The organism is Clostridioides mangenotii TR, assembly GCF_000498755.1.
In the GTDB taxonomy this organism is placed as follows: Bacteria; Bacillota; Clostridia; order Peptostreptococcales; family Peptostreptococcaceae; genus Metaclostridioides; species Metaclostridioides mangenotii_A.
The window spans coordinates 37,237-56,181 of the sequence record NZ_AXUS01000023.1 but is presented as its reverse complement, the minus strand read 5'-3'; the positions used below and the strand labels follow the sequence as shown (position 1 = coordinate 56,181).

The window sequence follows — 18,945 nt, the reverse complement described above, 5'->3', positions numbered from 1 at the left end:
AATGTTATAAATTAAAGAAAGCACTTGCTGTATATATATTTATACCAATATTAACAAATAGTTTAAGTGTTCTATTAACATTTAGATACAAAGCATTCAACAATGATTCTAATATCGAATTAATTACTATACTTTTCTTGATATCTATATCTAATATAGCATTTTTTATTATTCTGAAAATTATTTTAAATAGTTACAAAGTAAAAACTGAGAACGAGATATTAACAGATAATATTTTTAAAGAGCATAATTATTATTTGAAAATTAATAAAGAACAAGAAAAAGTAAAAGAAATATATCACGATATTAAAAACCATATGATATGTATTAGAGATATGTGTGAAAGTAATGATGCAAAGAATGTTATAAATTATATTGATAATATAGAAATGGGATTAAAAAATATAAAAATAGTGATTATAAATTTATCACCGGAAATATGATTTTAAATTCTATATTAAACAACAAAAAATTGTTATGCGATGAAAATTTAATCGATTTTGATGCTGATATGGATTTTTCTAAAAATAATTATATGGATATGATAGATATATGCATTATATTCTCAAATATAATAGATAATGCTATAGAAGCATGTACTAAGATACAATCAAATGATATATGTAAAAAATAAGAATAGAAAGTAAATATATAGAAAATTTTTGTATTATAGTAATTGAAAATACTAAAGTAAATGAAATAATACAAAAGAATAATAATTTTATTACTAGTAAAAAAGATAAATCTATTCATGGAGTAGGGTTAAGAAATGTAAAAAATTCCGTAAAAAAATATTCTGGTGAGTTAATTGCAGAATATCATGAAAATAAATTTATATTAAAAATTATGATACCAAATAAGGTTTAGTTATTAGTAGTAATGAACAACTTAGATAAAACTAAATTAATTGTCGAAGGGAAAGCAGCCAAAAATGATAAAAATAAAAAAAATAACTGATAAAGAAGAAATAAAAGTTATATCTCAGAGTAGTGGATGTTTATGTGGATCAAACGGAAAGCCTAAGAATTATACATATTCGGATAAGGATTGTATGACAGATTGCTCAAAAATTGGTAAGCCAGCATACTATCAATCATCTTGTTCTTAATTATGATTCTAAAATAGTAGTAAATAAATTCAATATTTATTTACTACTATTTTTTATTAATATATGTTATGATTACAAACCATTTAACTATAATTAACAACCATTTATACATAATATATAGAAATTTAAAACATAAAGTGTTATCTATATAGTAGATTAAAGAAAAGGAGGTATACATGATCAAAATAAATAAGATACAAGATAAAAATAATATCTTAGTAGAAGTACAGAGTGAATCATGTGCGAGAGCAGATAAACCGAATTATTATATGGATAGTTTATCGTGTGCTAATGATTGCACAAAATTGTTTAAACCTTCGTATTATCAAAGCAAGCATACATAAAGATGATATATTTTATAACAAATATAATTAAGGGGGAGTTAAGATGTTAAAAATCAATAAAATTGAAGACAAACAAGAGGTAATAGTATTATCTCAGAAAAACTGTGATGTTGTAGGATATACAGAGAGATACCAAGGTCCTAATGACGATTGTAGAGATGATTGTTATAAAATAGGTAAACCTAAACATTATGGATCATATTATTATTAAAAATATGTTAATTTTAAGGAGTTTCAAAATATTTTGAAACTCCTTTTAACTTTAATAAAATAAATAAAAATTAATCAATGCCTAATGGGTTTTGTGAAGTTAAGTATTTATGAACAAATTAAAATATTAAATGCGTAAAATAAGTTATTTTGTATACTATTAAGCTACAGAAAATAACCATTTATACAGTATTTATGGAAAGTATATTTTTTCAATGATAAGTTCTATTTATATTAGATGTTTAGATTAAAGGAGAGACTTGATAATATGTATAAAATTAGTGAACATAGTAGAAAAATTATAAATTTAAATAAAGTAGTTTTAAGTAATATAGAAACAGGGCAATGGATAAGAATATCCAAAGAGGTATATGATATTTTAATTTTAGGGATAGATAACAATATGACTTTAGATGAGTTGAAATCAAGCCTTTATGATGATGATGATCGTAATTATATAGAAGATTTATACAACCGTCTATGTAGTATTGCAATCATCGAAGACGAAAATAATAAACAGCATTTTAAGAATAAAATAGCCTCCATAGAAATTACTCATAGATGTAATTTAAAATGTGTTCATTGTTGTATTGATGCAGATGGAGTAGTTAGCGAAAATAAAGATTTGTCAACAGAAGATATGAAAAGTATATTTGATAAAATAATAAAGTGGAATCCAAGTAGAATTATGTTGAGCGGAGGAGAACCGATGCTTAGAAAAGATTTCATAGAATTACTGAAATACCTTAAATCAAATTACCATGGAAAAATTATAGTTTCAACAAATGGAACCCTTATAAATGAAAAAAATGTAAGCATACTATCAGAGTCCGCATATCAAATTGATATAAGTCTCGATGGAGTTGATGAAGAAAGCTGCTCAATAGTAAGAGGTCCAGGGGTATTTGAAAAGGTAATAAAGAATGTGAAACTTTTAAAAAGCACTGGATTTGAAAAGGTATCATTATCTATGGCTATAAGTGATAAAAATGAGCATTTGGAATCAGAGTTTAATAAATTAAATGAATTGTTAGGGACATCACCTTTAGTCAGAATATTTTCACCTGTTGGAAGAGGAAAAGATAATATAGAAGTATTTTCAAATAAAGGTATAGATGAGGTATATGTCCCAAAAGAATTTTTAAGTGATAACTATGATAAATCATTTGGGGTGTGTTCTTGTAGTGCAGGTAAGAGAGAAATTATGATATCACATACTGGGGATTTATACCCATGTGTGTCGTTTATGGAGCATAAAAATAAATTAGGCAATATAATGGAAATGGAAAATTTAGATGATTTAAATACAAGTCAAGATATACGACAACATCCTTTAGTAGATATTCTAAATTCTCAGAAATATAGGGATTGTAAAAATTGTAAAGTTAATTTATTCTGCTGGACATGTCCAGGAGAGTTTGAAGAATTAAAAGAAAATAAAGCGGCTTTTAAAGATAAATGTAAAAAAGTAAAACCAATATTACATAAAAGAGTATGGGAAAGGTAGGGATACTATGTCAACAACATTCTGGGTAACTAATAGTTGTAATTTAAATTGTAAATATTGCTATGAAGGTGAAAATAAATTAAATAAGATTATGTCTGAAGAAATAATTGATAAATCAATAGATTTTACATTAGATAATATACATAATAGTGAAAAAAACTTAATGATAGGCATACATGGTGGAGAGCCTTTTTTAGCGTTTGATAAAATTAAATACATTGTAAGTGAACTTAAAGCTAAGTGTATAGAATTAGGGATAAATATAACTTTTCTAACTACAACTAATGCTACTGTATTAAATGATGAAATAATTGATTTTATTATAAATGAAATGCCCGATATAACAGTTAGTATTGATGGTACAAAAGGAACGCATGATAAAAACAGGCGATTTATGGATGGGAATGGAAGTCATGATATAGTAATGAAAAATAGTTTAAAATTACTAAAGCTTATTCCGAATATGAGGGTAAGAATGACATTCGATTCTGACAGTGTAGAAAATTTATATAATGATGTTAAATATTTAATTGACTTAGGGTTTAAGCTTATAGTTCCTGCACCTAATTTATTTGATGAAAATTGGGATATTGAGCATGTTGAATTGCTTGAGAAGCAAATCAAGAGTATAAAAGAGTATATAGATAATCGGGATGATGTTGATATAAGTCTTACTGATAAAGAAATATATAGGATAAAGGGAGATTGTAATGGTGGAGAGAGTGGCTTCCATATATACCCGGATGGAAAATTATATCCATGTATATTGGCTGGTGGAAGTGGAGAATTTGAGATTGGAGATATATTTAATGGAATTAATATTGAAAAAAGAGATAATATTTTAAATTACTCAAAAAAATTAAATTCAGATTGTGTTGGATGCAAACTTTATAATTATTGTGATGGACCTAGATGCAAAATTATAAATAAACTTGTTACAAATGACTATAATGCAGCTCCACCTATGCAGTGTGCATTAGAGAACTTAAAATATAAGATAAATTTATTAAACATTTAAATTCAAATATCTAATAATAACAACTAGATGAATTTGTAAATTAGAAATATTAATGTGAAAAAATATATTTTAAAAATAGAAAAATATAAGACAAAGATACTATATGGGTTTAATATCAACAATATAACTGAAGAATGGTAACCCCGCTATTATATATGGATAATGATTTATACAAGTATGATTGTAAAAGAGTAGTTAAGCTATTTGAAGAAAATATTCTTATGCATAAAAGCTGTATGCAATATAAATATATGGTCGCTTATTTAATAGGCGACCATATATATACCCGAAAATTTATTTATAGAGAGGAATATATTATGAAAAGTTATTTAAAAATTACAACATTATACATAAAGAAATATTCTAGTAGGACATTTGCGATATGTGCAAGTATCGTTCTTAGCATAGCATTAATTGTTGGGGTAGGTACACTATCGAAAAGTGCAAAAGAAGCTAATATAGCTAAAATGAAATATGAATGTGGAAATTACCATGTAAAGTATAAAGATCTAAATAAAGATCAATTAGATATTGTAAGTAGAAATAAAGATATACAAGAAATAGGGCTGACGTCATATTATGATTCAAATAATCCTGATGACGACATGATGATAAATATACAAAAATCTAACGAGGAATATATAAAATTAGGAAATTCGGAAATAGTAGAGGGAAGATTTCCAACTAAACAAAATGAAATAGCATTAGAGACTTGGGTTTTAAAAAATATGGGAATAGAGCCTAAAGTAGGAGAAAAAGTAACTATTAATTTGTTTTTTAAAAAACAGAAAAAACATACATATTAGTAGGATTATTAAAAGATAGAACTAGAGAAAAATCAGCAGGCGTAATGGAAGGATTTTTAGCTTTAGATATAAATACATCTAAAGCAGATGCTTATGTATCATTTGATGAAAAGTCCAATATTAATAAAAATACAAAAGAAATTGCTAAAGAAGCAAATATAAAAAAGAGTAATATCAGAGAAAACGGTATGTTACTAGATTCATTAGGAGCTAGTGGAGAAATCGATTACAGTATTATAGTTTTAGCAATCATAGTAGCCATAGTATGTGGGATAGTTATATATGGAATATTTAACATATCTATTCTTCAAAGAACTTCAGAATATGGTGTAATAAGAGCAATAGGCGGAGATTCACTACAGATATTCAATATAATTTTCGTGGAATTATTAATATTATTAGGAATAAGTACACCAATAGGAATAGGATCTGGAATAATGGGTGCTAGGCTATTTAGCTCTATATCAGGAGGATTATTTACAGAGGGATCTGTAGAAATCACAAAATTTATTATACCGATAGATATATTAGTATTTTCAATAGTAGTTTCATTTAACATAGTTTTAATAACCTCGTTTTTTACGTTTATAAATATAAGAAAAATTTCAGCAATGGATGCGATTAGAAATAATATAACTTCTAAAGAAAAAAGAATAAAACATTTTTTATCTGTTTCAATTTTAACTAAATTTATTGCATTTGAAAAAGCTATCGCTTTTAAGAATATTTTTAGAAATAAAAAGAGATTTAGTATGATAGTTTTATCTATGAGTTTGGGAAGTGCTCTTTTTATAGTTTCAGGATTTTATGCACATTTAGCTAACATCCAAGGAAAAAAGGTAGCTGAAACATCAAATATAAACACTGATTATAAAATAAGTATGATACCTTTACAGGAAATGGATAAGGGTATATCTAGTCAAGATATAAAAGATATAAAAAATTTAGCTGGAGTAAAATCTGTGAAGGCAATTCAAGTTTTATATTCAATTATGCCTTTACAAAAATCTAAAATATCAGAGCCTAATTATTTTGAACAAATAAATTCTTACAAATATACTAAGGAAGTATTAAACGGATTATTAACAGAAGATAAAAATACTGGTGGAGTTATACTTAAAAACCATGTTTACGGATATAATGACAATTTGTTAAAGGATTTAGAAAAATATTTGCTAGATGGTGAAATAAATATAAATAAAATGAAAAATCAAAATATAGCCTTAATTAGAATACCACACCCCTTAGGACCTAATGTTACAGACATAAAGGTTGGAGAAAAGATTAAGATTATATTCAAGGAGGATTTTAATGTCGGTGAAAATTATTTAGCATTTGATATTAATGATGGAAAGTATGTAATGAAAGAATTTATAGTAGGAGGAATAGTAGATGAAGTTATAGACACCTCAGATTATTACACAGGGGATGATAGTGTCGACATAATAATTCCATCTAGTAAATTTAAATCTACGATAGGATTTGATAATTACCAAATAGTAAACATTGATAAAAATCAAGGTGCAGATTCTAAAAAAATAAGTGATGAAATATTTAATATATCTAATAGAGTACAAGGTAGTACTGTAAGAGACTTAGGCCAAGAAAGAGGAGAGATAGACTTATTACAAAAAATAAATTAATATTTATTTATTCAATAATAGTTATTTTGTTTGTCATTAGTTTGTTTAATATAATGAATAATGTTAGTTATAGTTTGATATCAAGGACCAACGAGTTTGGAATGATTAGGGCTATAGGAATGACCAACAAAGAATTTAAAAAAATGATTACATTTGAAGGACTTACATATGGATTAATTTCAAGCATTTTATCTGTTGTATTTGGCATAGGTGGACAAATAATTTTATTTAAGTACATAAGTCCGCTATTGATAAGCCCTAAGTTTATAATCCAATGGCAAAATTATATATTAATAATAGTAATAAATATATTAATAGGATTTATAGCAACTTATTTACCCTCAAAGAAAATAAAGTGTTTATCAATAGTTGAATCTATTAGTTCATTGGAGTAGGTGAAATTATGAAAAGTAAAGTAAAAGTGGCTATTGTAGATACAGGTATAGATAAAAATCATGAATATTTAAAATACAATATCGTTGACGGAATAGCATTTGAGTCAATGGAGGACTATATTTTCGTATCAGATAACTACGAAGACGAAAATGGTCATGGAACGTCATGCGCCTCAATAATAAAAAAAGAGTTTGAAGATGTGGGAATTTTTGTGGTTAAGGTTTTGGATAAGCAAGGAAGGTCAAATATACAAGTTTTAGAAGAAGCTTTAAAGTTTCTTTTAGATACAGATATAAAAATTATAAGCTTAAGTCTATCTGTCATGGAAAGTGAGTTAGTCCAAGATTTATATAAAATTTGTGAAGATCTTAAAAAGCAAGGAAAAATTATTGTATGTTCAGTTGCAAATGGATTTGAATATAGCTATCCTGCTAAATTTGATAATGTAATAGGAGTTAAAGGATTTATATTAGAGAATGAGAATGCATTTTGGTATAATCAGGATTCTGAGATTCAGTGTATTATGGATAACAACTCATATTTAAGATGTGGCTTAAATAATTCATATAAGTTGTTTGGAAAATGTAATAGCCAAGCTGCAGCAAAATTATCAGGGAAAATAGCAAACCTAGTAAATGAAAATTCTAATATAAAATTAGATGATTTGAATAAAATACTAAGTCAAGTTGCAATGCGGAATTATTGGACAAGTAATGATTTAGAATCAAGCAAAAGATATCCAAACTTTAAAGAAGATGAAAAAAATATTAATAAAAAAATTCTTAAAGATGTAGTAGATATACTAAGTGAGGTTCTTAATATAGATAAAGACAATAATATACTATATAAATATAGTTTATTTAATAAAAATATAGGTTTAAATGCTGATAATTGTTTTGATGTAATAAAAAAATTAGAAAAAAAATTCACTATAAGTTTAGATTATATGAATATAACAAGATATAATTTTATATCTACATACACTTTAACAGAACTTGTTGAAAAGAATTTAAAAAAGGGTGGGGTTTAGTATGAAAATATTAGAAACTATAAATCTAGCAAAAACATACGGAAATGGAGAAACATCAGTAAAGGCACTTAACAGTGCAAACATATCAGTTGAAAAGGGCGAATTTGTTGCAATAATAGGGCCAAGCGGTAGTGGTAAATCAACAATGCTTCATTTGCTTGGAGGACTTGAAAGACCTACTCTAGGAACGGTAAAAATAGAGAATCAAGATATATTTAAATTGTCTGAAAGCGATTTGGCAAAATATAGAAGAAGAAAAATAGGTTTTGTATTCCAGCAATATAACCTAATACCGGTACTTACCGTTAGAGAAAATATAGAAATGCCTTTAATGTTAGACAAAGCAAAGATAGATGAAGTGTACATAGATGAACTAATGGAATTTTTAGGATTAAAAGAAAGACAAAAACATTTACCAAATCAGCTATCAGGAGGGCAACAACAAAGAGTTGCTATAGCAAGAGCATTAGCAGCAAAGCCTGCTATAGTACTTGCAGATGAGCCGACTGGAAATTTAGATACCAAGACGACAGAAGAAGTTATCAATTTATTAAAACAATCAATAAAAAAATACAATCAAACGCTCATAATGATAACTCATAATGATAAAGTAGCTCAAAAGGCAGATAGAATCGTTTCTATAATAGATGGTCAAATAAAATCATTAGAGGCTTAAGTAAATGTATAAAGTATTGGAGAGAAAAATTGAGTAATTCTAAAAATATAAAAAGATTTTTAAAAATAGTATTTGAAAAAAATAAACTAATAGCGAGTATTGCATTTGTTATGATGATGTTGACTTCTGTATTAGATTTATTTTTACCTCAAGTAACAAGATTAATATTAGATGATGCTATAGGTAATAGTAAGACTAATTTATTAATAAAATTAGTTTTACTATATGCAGCAATAAGTATTTCATCAGTCCTACTTGGTATTGCATTAGAATATATATATTCCAAGATGAAAAAAAGTGTAGCTATTAAATTAAAGATAAAGTTACTTAAGCATCTATCTAAGTTATCAGGTGATTATTATACCAATATAAAGACGGGAAATATATTTAGTATAGTAGAAAGCGATATGTTTTTAGTAGAAAACTTTGGAGTAGAAATATTCTTCTCTTTAGTTATAGATGTAATTACAGCATGTATAGCCTTATTTTTCTTAGTAAGAATGGAGTTCGATTTATTGCTTATTGTAATTACATTACAGATAGTACTTACAGTTAGTCAATCTAAATTTACTAAGATTATAGCCACAAAAACTGGAGAAGTTAGGCAAGGGGATGGAAGTATATCTAATATAGTTCAAGAGTACGTTTCTAATATAATGAATGTTGTAATATCAAAATCTAGTTTTAATTTTTTTAAAAGATATATTAAACAAGAAAAAAGCTTAGTAACTAAATGTATAAAGCTAGACATGATTATTTCGTGTAATATATCAATATCTAAGATACTAAGTAGCTTAATAACAATTTTTATATATGGATATGGTGGACTAAAAATAATTAAAGGAAAAATGAGCATAGGCGAACTTATAGCATTTCAACAATACACAGGAATGCTAATAGGCCCATGTATTAATATAATAAGGTCTAACACAAGAATACAACAATCGTTAGTATCGATAAATCGTATATTTTGCGTATTAGATGAACCTATAACTATAAAACATGACAATAAAGGAAATAGACTTAAAGAAAGCTTTAATGGCGACATAGTTTTTGAGGAGGTTACTTTTTCATACAATCAAGATAAGACGTTAGATAATATTGATATTAGATTTGAAAAAGGAAAGATAACAGCTCTTGTTGGATCAAGTGGCTGTGGGAAATCAACTATAGTAAATCTAATGTATAGATTATGGGATATAGATAAAGGCAAAATAATTATAGATAATATAAATATTAAAGACTATAATCTAAAGTCTTTAAGACAAAATATTTCTATTGTAACACAAGATTTATTATTATATGATGATAATATAATAAATAACTTGACTTTAGGGAATAAAAATATAAGCAAAAAATATGTTGAAGATATATGCAGGAAGGTAGATATTTATAAGTTTATAAATGAACTTCCTAGTGGCTTTGATACAATTATAGGAGAAAAAGGTGTAAAGTTGTCTGGAGGGCAAAAACAAAGGATTGCCATTGCAAGGTCGCTTATTAGCAACTCGAATATTTTAATATTTGATGAAGCAACATCGGCTTTAGATAATATATCACAAAAAACTATATTAGAAAATATAAATGAAATCCTAAAAGATAAAACAGTTGTAGTAATAGCACATAGATTATCTACTATAAAAAATGCAGATAAAATATATGTTATAGATAAAGGAAAAGTGATTGAATCAGGTTCTCACCAAGAGCTTGTATTAAATGAAAGTACATACTATAGTTTAATAAATGAGAAAAAACAAGAACTTCTGATTTAAAAGATCCAAATATATTAAATGATATTCAAAGTTTAGAAGAGATTAGCTAATTAAGAGAAAGCATACTAAATTAATTGATGATTAAAATCGTTTATATTCGATTAGTACAAGCAGATTGAAATTAAATTTTAAATATAAAGTGTAAGTAATAATACGGGATATAAGCCAAAATTATATAATACTATAGCGACAGATAAAGAGTGTGCCTCAACATAAAAAGTGAGTCATACTCTTTTTTAAAATGGCGGAGTAAATGCCGGTCAGTCAAATAGTATATGGTCTAGCATTAGATAATATACCAATATGGGCTATTTTAAAAATATCTGCCATCTTGTTAGTAATTTTAGGATTTTTAACGAGTGTATTTTTGAAGTACAATCCGAGTGAAGATATTGATTAAATATTGACACCTTTTATTTTAAATAATACACTCAATGTATAATCAATGATAGAAAGGTGTGGATTATCATGGTAGAAATAAAGTAACAATTTCTAATAGAGATGATAAGAATAATGGAATACGCAAATTATAATCCGTTCTCTATAGTATCTTACAGAATTAAGGAAATTAATATAGATAGATCATTGCCAGTTTTCATATCTGTTATGTAGCAGAGTGAGTTGAAGAAGGAGTATTTAATGTAGAAGATTCAGAAGAAGAATGTGAAATAATTTTAATAGGTAGGAATAATGTCAGGATGTCATCAGAATTTATGCCCCTTTCTAAAAAGATCAGGTTAAAAAAACAGAGCTTAAGGAAATTTGATTGGAAGGAGTTTAAATATCAATAATGAATTTATAAAAGAATGTTGTTACCACGCATTGACTTATCACTGGGAAGTTCGAGGATAAGGATAGCTTGAAAGGAGAACAAATGCTAGATAAAATTACACATACAATTGAACCGGTATACGATGAAAATTCAAAAATTCTTATACTCGGGACAATGCCATCTCCAAAGTCGAGAGAAGTAGGCTTTTACTATGGACATTCTCAAAACAGATTTTGGCCTATTATGTCTGAGATATTTTCTATAGTTAAACTTAATAATAATGAAGATAAAATTATATTTTTAAAGGAGCATAATATTGCGCTATGGGATGTTTTGAAGTCTTGTGAAATAAAAGGTGCTGAGGATAGCAGTATAAAAAATCCCAAGGCAAATGATATAAACAATATTATAAAAAATAGCCATATTAAATCTGTATTTACAACTGGAAAAAAGGCCACAGATTTGTACAAAAAACACTGTTACCCAAATACAGGGATAGAATCTATATATCTACCTTCCACAAGTTCAGCAAATAGAGCTAGATATTCATACGAAGATTTAATCGATGAGTATAAAAGGATATTGGATTATTTGTAAAATAAGGAAGCAAATGATGGATAAAATCGGTATATAATTCATTTGTAAAATAAATTCAGGTAATATATAACATATAAATATATAACATATTACGCATAACTGTTTCCACATAAATAACTTATTATACTAATTAGTAATTTTTATTTATAATCTGTTTAAAAAGCATACATAAAGGTATATATAGAGTACAAGGAAATTAACATAAAAATATATACTAGTTGTTAAATAGATTAATTAATTAAAATGGAGGTAAGTAGTGATGGGAAGAAATTTTTATAAAATTTTACAGAAAAGACGTACAATATATGGCTTAGATAGAAACATTGGAGTTAGTGAAGATAGAATCGAAGAAGTTATAAAGGATGCAGTTAATTTTGTTCCTTCAGCATTTAACAGCCAAAGTTCGAGAGTTGTAGTGTTGTTTGGGGATCACCATGATATATTATGGGAAATAGCTAAAGATAAATTGAGAGAAGTAACACCAGAGGAGCAATTTAAAAACTCAACAGAAGGTAAGATCAATTCATTTAAGGCTGGATACGGAACAGTTTTATTCTTTGAAGATCAATCAATTGTAGAAGACCTTCAAAATAGATTCTCCCTTTATAAAGATAACTTCCCAGTGTGGGCTGAACAAACTAGCGGTATGTTGCAATATATAGTATGGTCGTCTCTAGAGATAGAAGGGCTAGGAGCATCGCTTCAACATTACAATCCACTTATAAATGAAGATGTTTATAAGACTTGGGATATACCAAGTAACTGGAAGTTTATAGCTCAAATGCCATTTGGTAATCCTATATCAACACCTGATGATAAAGAGTTTGGGCCATTGGATGAAAAATACAAAGCATTTAAATAATATATAGATATAACAAAGAGGTATTCAATATTAATATTGAATACCTCTTTTGACATATTTAAATCTAAATTAAATCTAAAATTATATTTTAATAAAATGTTAAGGAAATTAAAAAAAAGGAAGTTAATTCTTGAAAAATATATAAAAAAATCGAATAATAAATTAATCACAAGAATTAGAATACGAGCATAATATATATAGAGCATAGGCTCAAATTAAGATTAGGAGTTGTGATTAATGGGAAAGTACTATAAATATTTTAGTGAAGACGATAATTTAAAATTCAACAAAAACAATTGTTGTAATGATTGTTGTAATGACCACTGTGATTGTTGTCATGATAATGATTGCTGCGACGATTGTTGTCATAAACCTAAACCACCACATTGCTGTCCGCAACGTGGAGTAACAGGAACAACAGGAGCAACAGGAGGAACAGGAGCAACAGGAGGGACTGGGGCAACAGGAGGAACAGGAGCAACAGGAGGAACTGGGGCAACAGGAGGAACWGGRGCAACAGGAGGAACAGGAGCAACAGGAGGAACTGGAAATGGAGCTATAGTTCCATTTGCATCAGGTGTTCCAATTACGTTAACATCAGTGCTTGGCGGATTAGTAGGTCTACCTTCATTTATAGGCTTTGGATTCGCAGTACCAGGTGTGACAGTTTTAGGAGCAACTATAGATTTACTTGGTCTTAATAACGTGGCTTTCTCAATGCCTAGAGATGGAGTTATAAACTCTATATCAGCTTTCTTTAGTGTTACAGCTGGATTAGCAATTACAGGAACTACAATTACAGTTAATGCTCAATTGTACAGTTCACCTACACCTAATGATGATTTCACACCGATTGTAGGAACAGAAGTTGCTTTATCTCCATTAACAGGTCCAATTGTAATAGGCGATACAGCAAATGGAACTTTAACTGGACTAAATATACCAGTAACAAATCAAACAAGAATATTAATGGTTTTCTCTATTACAGCTGCAGGTATTACATTAGTTAATACAGTATTAGGTCAAGCTAGTGCTGGTATAACTATATTATAAGAACTTTAATGTAGATATTACTATTAATATAAAATAGTTTAAATATAGCTATTGGCGATTATTATAAATCGCCAATAGTTTTTTATTTTTTGGATAATTATTTTATCGTGTAGATTTTAGAAATAGTTAAATTATGATAAGAAGGTTTGATTTTAATATGGGGAGTAATAAATCAGATTTTTAAATAATATATTTAATACATACAGAGATAATTAATACGTTATTGCAAATATAAGAATTGTGTGGATTTGGACTTATTAATTATTCAAAAACTATTTTATATTTCAAAATAATATTCAACAACTAACATAGTTAGACAGAGTAAATTAAAGAATAAATGTTGAAATATGTAAGTGGTTTTTTTATGCAGAAATATTAATAAACTAGATAAAAAATTTACTTTGAGAGGGGAATTTCATGATTGATATAAGTTTATGTATGATTGTTAAGGATGAAGAAGATGTTATAGGTAGATGTTTAGACTCAGTAAAAGATATTGTTGATGAAATTATTATCGTAGATACAGGATCTACTGACAAAACAAAAGAGATTGTTGAAAAATATACAGACAAAGTTTATGACTTTAAGTGGATTGAAGATTTTGCAGCAGCACGTAATTTTTCATCTTCTAAAGCAAGCAAAAGTTATATAATGTGGCTTGATGCTGATGATGTCATTCTACAAAAAGATAAAGTAGGGTTACTTAAATTAAAAAAATCATTGAGCAGTACAATTGACATGGTTATGATGAAATATAATGTAGCATTTGATGCAGATGGCAAACCTATTCACTCATACTTTAGAGAAAGAATATTTAAAAGAAAAAATAATTATAGATGGGTTGGAGAGATACATGAAGTAATAGTACCATCTGGAAATATAATTCATTCTGAGGTAGCAATTACCCACAAAAAAGAAGGACATAAAGACCCTAAAAGAAACATTAGAATTTTTGAAAAGATGATAAAAGACGGTAAAAAATTGGGTCCAAGAGAACAGTTTTATTATTCGAGAGAATTATACTACAACGATAGATATGAAGAAGCTATAAAAGGATTTGAAGATTTTTTAGACTCAGGAGAGGGATGGATAGAAGATTGCATTAGCGCATGTAAAGATATGTCTACATGCTATTACTTAATAAAAGAGGATAAAAAAGCATTATACTCACTTTTTAGAAGTTTTGAATTTGATGAACCAAGAGCGGAAATATGTTGTGATGTAGCTAAACATCTATTTGATAGAGCACAATATAAACAGTCTATATATTGGTATAAAGTAGCATTAAGTAAGGATATAAATGAAATAAAACAAGGATTTAAATTTAATGATTGCTATGATTTCATACCAAGTATACAGTTAAGTGTTTGTTATGATAGGTTAGGTGATGTTGAAAAGGCAATTTTCTATCATGAAAAATCAAAGAAGCTTAAGCCTAATAATGAAGCTGTTTTATATAATGAAAACTATTACAATAGCTTGAAGAATAAGAAAAAATAAAGCAGCATAATGAGCTTTATTTATTTAAAATATTATTCAAGGGGGCAAGTAAATGATCTACACGCGATGTGAGCATTGTGGTATGAAAAAAATGCATTATTGCATAAAATGTAGCTCTTGTGAATATTGCAAATATCATTACCATAAATATTGTAAATGTTATGATATATGTTTGTGCTCTTGTGGTAAAGATCATTGTGAGGATATTGGAGTAACAGGTCCAACAGGGGCGACGGGGGCAACAGGTCCTACAGGATCTGTTGTAGTAGTAACAGGAATTACAGGAATTACAGGAAATACAGGTTCAACAGGATCCACAGGAAGTACAGGTCCTACAGGGGGCGTAGGAAATATGGGGGTAACTGGGCCTACAGGGTTGATAGGTCCAACAGGGCCAACTGGAGCGACGATAGGATCAACAGGGATTACAGGCTCTACAGGATATACAGGTTCAACAGGCCCGACTGGCCCAACTGGTGCAACAGTAGGAGCGACAGGAAGTACTGGGGCAACGGGTATAGACGGGGTCACAGGAGCAACAGGAAACACTGGAGCTATGGGTATGACCGGTTCAACAGGATCGACAGGTGCAACGGGAAGCACAGGAGATACCGGTTCAACTGGAGAAACAGGAGTGACAGGTCAACCGGGATCAACCGGAAGTACTGGATTAACAGGTTTTACCGGTCAAACTGGGGCAACAGGAAGCACCGGAGAAACCGGACCAACGGGTCCTACAGGAATTACAGGATCGACAGGAATGACCGGTCCAACAGGAGCAAGTGGATTAACCGGAAGTACAGGAATCACAGGAATCACAGGAGCAACAGGAGTAACTGGCTTAACTGGAAGTACTGGAGAAGCAGGATCAACAGGTCCAACTGGGTTAACAGGAAATACAGGATCGACAGGTGCAATGGGAAGCATTGGAGATACAGGAGCAACAGGAGCAACAGGAGTAACTGGATTAACAGGTTCAACCGGAAGTACAGGAGTTACCGGAATAGCAGGGATAACGGGAGTCACAGGTCCAACGGGCTTAACCGGAAGTACAGGAGTCACAGGATTTACAGGCGCAGCTGGATCAACAGGAGTAACTGGCTTAACTGGAGTAACCGGAAATACCGGAGCAACAGGATTAACTGGGCCAACTGGAAGTACCGGAGAAACAGGATCAACAGGAGATATTGGTCCAACAGGTGCAACAGGAATTACTGGAGCAACGGGAGGTACCGGAGTAGCAGGAATAACGGGAGTCACAGGTCCAACGGGATCAACAGGAGTAACTGGCATAACTGGAAGTACCGGAGAAGCAGGATCAACAGGTCCAACCGGGTTAACCGGAAATACCGGATCAACAGGTCTAATGGGGTTAACCGGAAGTACCGGAGCAACGGGTCCAACGGGAGGCATCGGAGTAGCAGGAATAACGGGAGTCACAGGTCCAACAGGAAATACCGGATCAACAGGTGCAACGGGGAGCATTGGAGATACAGGAGCAACAGGAGTTACAGGATCAACTGGCCCAACAGGCTCAACCGGAAGTACAGGAGTCACCGGTACAACGGGAAATACTGGAGATATAGGAGCAACAGGAGACACAGGAAACACTGGAGTTACAGGAGCTACCGGATCAACTGGAAATATTGGTCCAACAGGAATTACCGGAGCAACAGGTCAAATGGGCCCAACAGGCGCAACGGGGAGCATTGGAGATTCAGGAGCAACTGGAGTTACTGGATCAACTGGCCCAACAGGGTTAACTGGAAGTGCTGGAGTCACAGGAATGACCGGTCCTACAGGGAATACCGGAGCAACAGGATTAACTGGAAGTACCGGAGTTACAGGTCCAACAGGCTTAACAGGCTTAACCGGAAGTACAGGTGAAACCGGAAATACTGGGGATACTGGACTAACAGGTCAAACGGGAGTTACTGGGCTGACAGGGGCGACAGGATCAACCGGAGATACGGGAGTTACTGGAAGTACAGGGGTCACAGGAAATACCGGAGAAACAGGTCTAATGGGGTTAACAGGAATTACCGGGTCAACGGGTCCAACGGGAGGCACCGGAGTAGCAGGAATAACGGGAGTCGCAGGTCCAACTGGGTTAACCGGAAATACCGGAGAAACAGGAGTGACAGGTCAACCGGGGTCAACGGGAAGTACAGGAGTTACCGGAATAGCAGGGATAACGGGAGTTACAGGTCCAACGGGCTTAACCGGAAGTACAGGAGTAACAGGATCAACTGGAAATATTGGTCCAACAGGGTTAAGGGGAAGTACAGGAGATACCGGCTCAACCGGAGAAACAGGAGTGACAGGTCAAACTGGATCAACCGGAAGTACAGGAGTCACAGGATTTACAGGCGCAGCTGGATCAACAGGAGTAACTGGCTTAACTGGAGTAACCGGAAATACCGGAGCAACAGGATTAACAGGATCAACTGGACCAACAGGTTCAACAGGAAGTACCGGGGACACTGGCCCAACAGGGTTAACTGGAAGTGCTGGAGTCACAGGAATGACCGGTACTACAGGAAATACCGGAGCAACAGGATTAACTGGGCCAACGGGGTCAACTGGAAGTACCGGAGAAACAGGATCAACTGGAGATATTGGACCAACAGGTGCAACAGGAATTACTGGAGCAACGGGAGGTACCGGAGTAGCAGGAATAACGGGAGTCACAGGTCCAACAGGATCAACAGGAGTAACTGGCATAACTGGAAGTACCGGGAATACTGGACTAACAGGGGCGACAGGATCAACAGGAGATACGGGAGTTACTGGAAGTACGGGGGTCACAGGAATGACCGGAATTACAGGAGCTACAGGATCAACTGGAAATATTGGTCCAACAGGAATTACCGGAGCAACGGGCCCAACAGGGTTAACTGGAAGTGCTGGAGTCACAGGAATGACCGGTTCAATAGGAAATACCGGCCCAATAGGTTCAACTGGAAGTACCGGAGTCACAGGTTCGACGGGGGTTACCGGATTGACAGGCGCAACGGGAGTTACTGGATCTACAGGAGTAACAGGATTGATTGGTCCAACAGGAAACACAGGAGCTACCGGGACAACTGGAAATATTGGTCCAACAGGTGCAACAGGAAGTACAGGAACTACTGGAAATGGTGCGATAATCCCACTAGCATCAGGAACAGCAATATCTCTTACTACAATAGCACTAGGTTTAGTGGGCATACCCGCATTTATTGGATTTGGTAACTCTGCAGCAGGATTAACTGTTTTGGGAGCAACCATTGACCTCACTAATGCATCTAACTTTGCATTTTCTCTGCCTCGTAGTGGGACTATTACATCAGTAGCGGCATATTTCAGTACAACAGCTTCTCTAAGCTTATTAGGATCTACAATTACTATAACTGCTCAACTTTATAGATCCACAACTCCTAATAATACCTTTTCACCGATAGCTGGAACAGCTGTAACACTAGCCCCAACACTTTCAGGAACATTAGGTGTAGGTATTGTAAGTCATGGCGTAAACACAGGATTATCAATAGCAGTTACCACAGAAACTAGATTGTTAATGGTATTTTCTGCGTCGGCATCAGGGCTTTCACTTATTAATACTGTATCAGGGCAAGCAAGTGGAGGCATAACAATATTGTAAATAGTATA

19 protein-coding genes and 1 pseudogene are annotated in these 18,945 nt (G+C 31.3%); all 20 read left to right on the top strand.

Annotated elements, in window-relative coordinates; all coding sequences use genetic code 11:
- Nucleotides 1-443, top strand: a pseudogene (locus T473_RS18550) (hypothetical protein); the annotation flags it as partial.
- Nucleotides 440-634: a GHKL domain-containing protein gene (locus tag T473_RS17330; protein WP_024622111.1), complete on the top strand. Its 195-nt coding sequence runs from the start codon at nt 440-442 to the stop codon at nt 632-634. The pseudogene T473_RS18550 and the gene T473_RS17330, both read left to right, overlap by 4 nt.
- Nucleotides 631-867, top strand: coding sequence for a GHKL domain-containing protein (locus T473_RS20170; protein WP_077173623.1), 237 nt, complete (start codon nt 631-633; stop codon nt 865-867). The genes T473_RS17330 and T473_RS20170 overlap by 4 nt, the downstream gene beginning before the upstream one ends.
- Nucleotides 868-931: 64 nt before the next feature.
- Nucleotides 932-1,108 (top strand): hypothetical protein, encoded by a 177-nt coding sequence (locus T473_RS18545; RefSeq protein ID WP_161627560.1) that lies wholly within the window; start codon nt 932-934, stop codon nt 1,106-1,108.
- Between the two features lie 176 nt (nt 1,109-1,284).
- Nucleotides 1,285-1,452 (top strand): hypothetical protein, encoded by a 168-nt coding sequence (locus T473_RS18540; RefSeq protein WP_161627559.1) that lies wholly within the window; start codon nt 1,285-1,287, stop codon nt 1,450-1,452.
- A 43-nt stretch (nt 1,453-1,495) separates the two neighbouring features.
- Nucleotides 1,496-1,663, top strand: a complete 168-nt coding sequence (locus tag T473_RS18535; RefSeq protein ID WP_161627558.1) for a hypothetical protein — start codon at nt 1,496-1,498, stop codon at nt 1,661-1,663.
- A gap of 267 nt (nt 1,664-1,930) precedes the next feature.
- The gene (locus T473_RS0111940; RefSeq protein ID WP_024622110.1) at nt 1,931-3,169 is read left to right on the top strand and encodes a radical SAM/SPASM domain-containing protein; all 1,239 of its coding nucleotides are present in this window, start codon (nt 1,931-1,933) and stop codon (nt 3,167-3,169) included.
- A gap of 7 nt (nt 3,170-3,176) precedes the next feature.
- Nucleotides 3,177-4,187 carry a radical SAM/SPASM domain-containing protein gene (locus T473_RS0111935; protein ID WP_024622109.1) on the top strand — a complete coding sequence of 337 codons (1,011 nt, stop codon included), beginning with the start codon at nt 3,177-3,179 and terminating at the stop codon, nt 4,185-4,187.
- A gap of 317 nt (nt 4,188-4,504) precedes the next feature.
- The gene (locus tag T473_RS0111930) at nt 4,505-4,993 is read left to right on the top strand and encodes an ABC transporter permease (RefSeq protein ID WP_024622108.1); all 489 of its coding nucleotides are present in this window, start codon (nt 4,505-4,507) and stop codon (nt 4,991-4,993) included.
- A 44-nt stretch (nt 4,994-5,037) separates the two neighbouring features.
- Nucleotides 5,038-6,636 (top strand): ABC transporter permease, encoded by a 1,599-nt coding sequence (locus T473_RS0111925; RefSeq protein ID WP_024622107.1) that lies wholly within the window; start codon nt 5,038-5,040, stop codon nt 6,634-6,636.
- Nucleotides 6,618-7,031: an ABC transporter permease gene (locus T473_RS0111920; protein ID WP_330369496.1), complete on the top strand. Its 414-nt coding sequence runs from the start codon at nt 6,618-6,620 to the stop codon at nt 7,029-7,031. The genes T473_RS0111925 and T473_RS0111920 overlap by 19 nt, the downstream gene beginning before the upstream one ends.
- Before the next feature lie 8 nt (nt 7,032-7,039).
- Nucleotides 7,040-8,062: a S8 family serine peptidase gene (locus T473_RS0111915; protein ID WP_024622105.1), complete on the top strand. Its 1,023-nt coding sequence runs from the start codon at nt 7,040-7,042 to the stop codon at nt 8,060-8,062.
- A gap of 1 nt (nt 8,063) precedes the next feature.
- A complete protein-coding gene (locus T473_RS0111910; RefSeq protein ID WP_024622104.1) occupies nt 8,064-8,738 on the top strand; it encodes an ABC transporter ATP-binding protein in 675 nt (224 codons plus the stop codon).
- Nucleotides 8,739-8,767: 29 nt separating this feature from the next.
- Nucleotides 8,768-10,510, top strand: a complete 1,743-nt coding sequence (locus tag T473_RS0111905) for an ABC transporter ATP-binding protein (RefSeq protein ID WP_024622103.1) — start codon at nt 8,768-8,770, stop codon at nt 10,508-10,510.
- Between the two features lie 253 nt (nt 10,511-10,763).
- A complete protein-coding gene (locus T473_RS18530) occupies nt 10,764-10,910 on the top strand; it encodes a hypothetical protein (protein ID WP_161627557.1) in 147 nt (48 codons plus the stop codon).
- A 474-nt stretch (nt 10,911-11,384) separates the two neighbouring features.
- On the top strand, nt 11,385-11,879 hold the full coding sequence (locus T473_RS0111895) for a DNA-deoxyinosine glycosylase (RefSeq protein ID WP_024622102.1): 495 nt from the start codon (nt 11,385-11,387) through the stop codon (nt 11,877-11,879).
- Nucleotides 11,880-12,138: 259 nt separating this feature from the next.
- Complete coding sequence (locus tag T473_RS0111890) at nt 12,139-12,741, top strand: nitroreductase family protein (RefSeq protein WP_024622101.1); 603 nt, start codon at nt 12,139-12,141, stop codon at nt 12,739-12,741.
- A gap of 237 nt (nt 12,742-12,978) precedes the next feature.
- Nucleotides 12,979-13,794: an exosporium glycoprotein BclB-related protein gene (locus T473_RS0111885; protein ID WP_024622100.1), complete on the top strand. Its 816-nt coding sequence runs from the start codon at nt 12,979-12,981 to the stop codon at nt 13,792-13,794.
- Between the two features lie 417 nt (nt 13,795-14,211).
- Nucleotides 14,212-15,294, top strand: coding sequence for a glycosyltransferase (locus T473_RS0111880; protein WP_024622099.1), 1,083 nt, complete (start codon nt 14,212-14,214; stop codon nt 15,292-15,294).
- A 52-nt stretch (nt 15,295-15,346) separates the two neighbouring features.
- Entirely contained in the window at nt 15,347-18,937 is a 3,591-nt protein-coding gene (locus T473_RS18135; protein WP_024622098.1) for a beta strand repeat-containing protein, read from the top strand.
- Nucleotides 18,938-18,945: the final 8 nt, after the last annotated feature.